Source organism: Sphingomonas bacterium (genome assembly GCF_903644055.1).
GTDB lineage: Bacteria > Pseudomonadota > Alphaproteobacteria > Sphingomonadales > Sphingomonadaceae > Sphingomonas_I.
In genome coordinates, this window is sequence record NZ_CAHJXD010000101.1 from 1 (window position 1) to 4,676 (window position 4,676).

4 protein-coding genes are annotated in these 4,676 nt (G+C 67.3%); all 4 read right to left on the minus strand.

Annotated elements, in window-relative coordinates:
* Positions 1–291 (minus strand): DUF3035 domain-containing protein (locus HUU94_RS04340; RefSeq protein WP_174273882.1); only part of this gene is annotated, 291 nt, incomplete at its 3' end.
* A gap of 1 nt (position 292) precedes the next feature.
* Complete coding sequence (lspA, locus tag HUU94_RS04345) at positions 293–784, minus strand: signal peptidase II (protein ID WP_174273883.1); 492 nt, start codon at positions 782–784, stop codon at positions 293–295.
* The gene (ileS, locus tag HUU94_RS04350; RefSeq protein WP_174273884.1) at positions 781–3,864 is read right to left on the minus strand and encodes an isoleucine--tRNA ligase; all 3,084 of its coding nucleotides are present in this window, start codon (positions 3,862–3,864) and stop codon (positions 781–783) included. The genes lspA and ileS overlap by 4 nt, the downstream gene beginning before the upstream one ends.
* Before the next feature lie 73 nt (positions 3,865–3,937).
* On the minus strand, positions 3,938–4,676 hold a 739-nt coding region (gene ribF, locus HUU94_RS04355), incomplete at its 5' end, for a riboflavin biosynthesis protein RibF (RefSeq protein ID WP_174273885.1).

Consider the following 4,676-nt stretch of genomic DNA (forward strand, 5'->3'; position numbering starts at 1 on the left):
CGCCTGTTGCAGCAGCACCTGCTCGCCCTGGCTGGGGCGCTGCTGCCCGCCGAACAGCGCGCTCAGCGCCTGCGTCGAGCTGTCGGCTTCCTGCGGGCGCGGCGCACCGGGGCGCGGCGGCACCAGCGCGAAATCGGGCGGCACCACCAGCGGCGCCGAGCGGCCGACGACGAACTCGTTGGGCACGCCGTTGCGGCGCGCGGTGAACACGCCACCCCGCTGCCCGCCATGGCAGCCCGCGAGCACCAGCAGCGCCAGTGGCGCTCCCAGAACCCAGATACGCTTCGACATTCTATTTCTCCGGCAAGGCTTGGGTCCGCGGGGCGAGAAGCGCACGGATCACCAGCAGGGCTACTCCGATGCTAATCGCTGCGTCGGCGACATTGAAGACCAAAAAGGGCGACCATGCGCCGAAGTGAAGGTTGAGGAAGTCGACGACATAGCCGAGCTTGACGCGATCGGCGATGTTTCCGATCGCCCCGCCGAGGATCGCGCCCAGCGCCAGCGCATCGGCCAGCTTGCGCTCGCGGAACAGCCAGGCCGCGACGCCGATCGCGATCGCGGCGGTCACGGCGGTGAGCAGCCAGCGCTCCGTACCGCTACCCGCGCGCAGGAAACCCATCGAGACGCCATAATTTTCGACGAAGATCAGCCGCAATACCGGCAGCAGTTCGATCGGCGCGCGCTCGGGCAGGCCGATCGGCCCGGTGATCGCCCATTTGCTGAGATGATCGACGATCAGCACGAACGCGGCGACGAACAGCCCGGCGAACGGCGGCCTCACGTTCGGCCCACCACCGATGCGCAACGCCCGCAAAGCGCCCCATCCTCGGCCACGTCGGGCAGATGCCGCCAGCACCGCCCGCACTTCTCATGGTCGGTCTTGGCGACCTCGATGCCGATCCCGTCTCCGGGCACATCCGCCTCGCCCGCCTGCACCGTCACCGGTGCGGAAATCGCCAGCTCGGCGATGTCCGCGTCCCGCATCAGCACGAGATCGCTCGCGTCATAGGCGATCAGCGTCACCTCGGCCTCGAGGCTCGATCCGATCACCTTGTCGCGGCGCAGGGGCTCGATCTCGGCGGTGATCTGCGCGCGGATGGCGCGCAGCCGCTCCCACTTCATCCGAAGGTCGTCATCGCGCCAGCCGGCCTCCACCTCCGGCCATTCGAGCAGATGCACCGATCCCGCCTCCGGATAGCGCGTCCCCCACACTTCCTCGGCGGTGAAGCAGAGGATCGGCGCGGCATAGCGGACCAGCGCGTGGAACAGGATGTCGAGCGTCGTGCGATAGGCGCGCCGCTTCGGATCGGCGGGCGCATCGCAATAGAGCGAATCCTTGCGGATATCGAAGAAGAAGGCGGACAGATCATTGTTGCAGAAATCGCCGAGCGCGCGCGCATAGCGATTGAACTCGAACGCCTGGGTGGCATCGCGCAGCTCCTGATCGAGCACCGCGAGCAGGTGGAGCATGAAGCGCTCCAGCTCGGGCATGTCGGCGGGCGCGACCCGCTCATCCTCAGAAAAGCCCTCGACCGCGCCCAGCAAATAGCGGAAAGTGTTGCGAAGCTTGCGATAGGCGTCCGACGTGCCCGACAGGATTTCCTTGCCGATCCGCACATCCTCGAAATAATCGGTAGAGGCGACCCATAGCCGCAGGATATCGGCGCCGCTCTCGCCGATGATCTTCAGCGGATCGACGACGTTGCCGATCGACTTGGACATCTTGCGCCCCTGCCCGTCGAGCGCGAAGCCGTGCGTCAGCACCGCCGCATAGGGCGCCCGGCCCCGCGTGCCGCAGCTTTCGAGCAGCGACGACTGGAACCAGCCGCGATGCTGGTCCGAGCCTTCGAGATAGAGGTCGGCGCGCGCCCCCGCGCCATAGCGCGCCTCGATTGTGAAGGCATGCGTGCAGCCGCTGTCGAACCACACGTCGAGGATGTCGCGCTGCGGCTCCCAATCGGCGAGATCGTAGCCCGGCCCGAGCAAAGCCTGGTGATCCGCGCCGAACCAGGCATCGGCCCCGCCCGCCTCGAACGCCGCGACGATCCGCGCGTTCACCGCCGGATCGCGCAGATACTCCCCGCTCGCCTTATGGACATAGAGCGCGATCGGCACCCCCCAGGCGCGCTGCCGCGAGATTACCCAATCGGGCCGCCCCTCGACCATCGCCTGGATACGGTTGCGTCCTTTCTCGGGCACGAAGCGCGTATGATCGATAGCCTCGAGCGCCACCTCGCGGAGCGTGGGCGCGTTCCCGGAGCCTCCCCCTCCCACCTGCGGGAGGGGGTCGGGGGGTGGGGCCGACCGCAGCGAGGCTTCATCGCGCGCCGCAAGGTCGCCACCCACCCCCGGCCCCTCCCGCAAGCGGGAGGGGAGATCGTTGCGGATCGGCTTGTCCATCCCGATGAACCATTGCGGTGTCGCGCGGAAGATCAGCTTGGCCTTGGAGCGCCAAGAATGCGGATAGCTGTGCCGATAATCGGCGCTCGCCGCGAGCAATCCGCCCGCTTCGCGCAGGTCCGAACAGATCGGTCCATCGGGTGCATTGAACTTGGGATTGATGACCGAGCCCTGCCCGCCCAGCCACGGCCAGTCGGCGCGATACTTGCCGTCCCCCTCCACCGCGAACACCGGATCAATCCCGTGCGCCTTGCACAGCAGGAAATCGTCCTCGCCATGATCCGGCGCCATATGGACGAGCCCCGTTCCCGCGTCGGTCGTGACGAAATCCCCCGCCAGCATCGGCCGAGGCTTGGCGAAGAAGGCCAGCCGCCTCTCCCACTCCCCGTCACCCGCGCGCGCCTCCTTACCGTCACCCCGGACTTGATCCGGGGTCCCGCTGCCTTCGCCCGCCACAGAAGAAGAAGCGGGATCCCGGCCTTCGCCGGGATGACGGAGGAAGTTGTAGATCGGATGGCGCACCATCGTGCCGGCGAGGTTTTTCCCTAAGAAGATGCCGGATGTACCGCTAACATCCCCGATCGGATCATACCCCCAACGCTTCATCGTGTCGGCCTGGCGATCGGCGGAAAGGAGGTACTTCTTCCCATTCCATTCGATCAGCTCGTAGCCAACCTCCGGCCCGTACGCCAAAGCCTGGTTGACCGGGATCGTCCAGGGCGTCGTCGTCCAGATCACCGCATAGGCGCCGACCAGCGCCGCGATCGGGCTCTCGACGATCTCGAACGCCACGTCGATCTGCGTCGAGGTGATGTCCTCATATTCGACCTCGGCCTCGGCGAGTGCGGTCTTTTCGACCGGGCTCCACATCACCGGCTTGGCGCCGCGATAGAGCTGGCCGCTCTCGGCGAACCTGAGCAATTCGCCCGCGATGATCGCCTCCGAGGCATGGTTCATCGTCAGGTACGGATTGCCCCATTCGCCCATCACGCCGAGCCGCTTGAACTGCTCGCGCTGCACTTCCACCCATTCGGCGGCATAGGCGCGGCACTGGCCCCGGAACTGATCGACCGGCACCTCGTCCTTGTTGCGCTTGTCCTTGCGATAGGCCTCCTCGACCTTCCACTCGATCGGCAGGCCGTGGCAGTCCCAGCCCGGCACATAGGGCGCATCCAGCCCAAGCAGCGACTGCGTGCGGACGACGATGTCCTTCAGCACCTTGTTCATCGCATGGCCCATGTGGATGTCGCCGTTGGCGTAGGGCGGGCCGTCGTGGAGGATGAAGCGCTCGCGCCCGGCGCGTTCGCGGCGCAGCGTGCCGTAAAGGTCTTCCGCCTCCCACTTGGCGAGGATCGCGGGTTCCTTGGCGGCGAGCCCCGCCTTCATCGGAAAATCGGTCTTCGGCAGGAAGACGGTCGAGCGCCAGTCCTGGGCTTCGGGGGTTGAGCTGTCGTCGGCCATGATTGCGGGGGCCTTAGCGACAGCCTCTCCCTTCGTCATCCCCGCGCAAGCGCGGACCCGGCGGAAGGCAGGATCACGAATTCAGGATGCGCCGCGCCTCCGCGCAATCGCTATCCATCTGCGCGACGAGAGACTCCAGCGTATCGAATTTCGCCTCCGGCCGCAGGAAGGCGATCAGCTCCACCGCGATCACCTGCCCATAGAGATCGCCTGAAAAATCGAAGAAATAGGGCTCGAGCAGTTCCTTCGGCGGATCGAAGCTCGGGCGGATGCCGAGGTTCGCCGCGCCCTCCAGCACGCGCCCGTCCGCCAGCCGGCCGCGCACCGCATAGATGCCGTAGCGGGGGCGCTGATAGTCTTCGAGCGCGAGGTTGGCGGTGGGGTAGCCGATCGTGCGGCCGAGCTTGTCGCCGTGGATCACCACGCCCTCGATCGTGAAGGGACGGCTGAGCAACGCGGTCGCGGTCGCGCAGTCGCCGTCGACGAGCGCCTTGCGGATGCGCGTCGAGGAGATCGTTCCCGCCCCGTCGCTGACCGGCGACACCACCTCGGCCGCCAGCCCCGCCTTCGCGCCCAGCGCCGCCAGCATCGCGGTATCGCCCGCGCGGTTGCGCCCGAAGGTGAAATCACCCCCCGTCACCACCCCCGTCGCGCCGAACCGCTGGGTCAGCACGCCGACGAAAGCCTCAGGCGAAAGCGCCGCGAGCGCTTCGTCGAACGGGATCGCCAGCATCGCGTCCGCACCCGCCGCGGCGAGCAGCCGCTCGCGCTGGTCGAGCGTCGTCAGCGCGAAGGGCGGGAGATCGGGGCGG

Excerpts from the sequence above, each read along its gene's own strand:
- ileS (WP_174273884.1), bottom strand. The coding sequence starts at position 3,864 with ATGGCCGACGACAGCTCAACCCCCGAAGCCCAGGACTGGCGCTCGACC.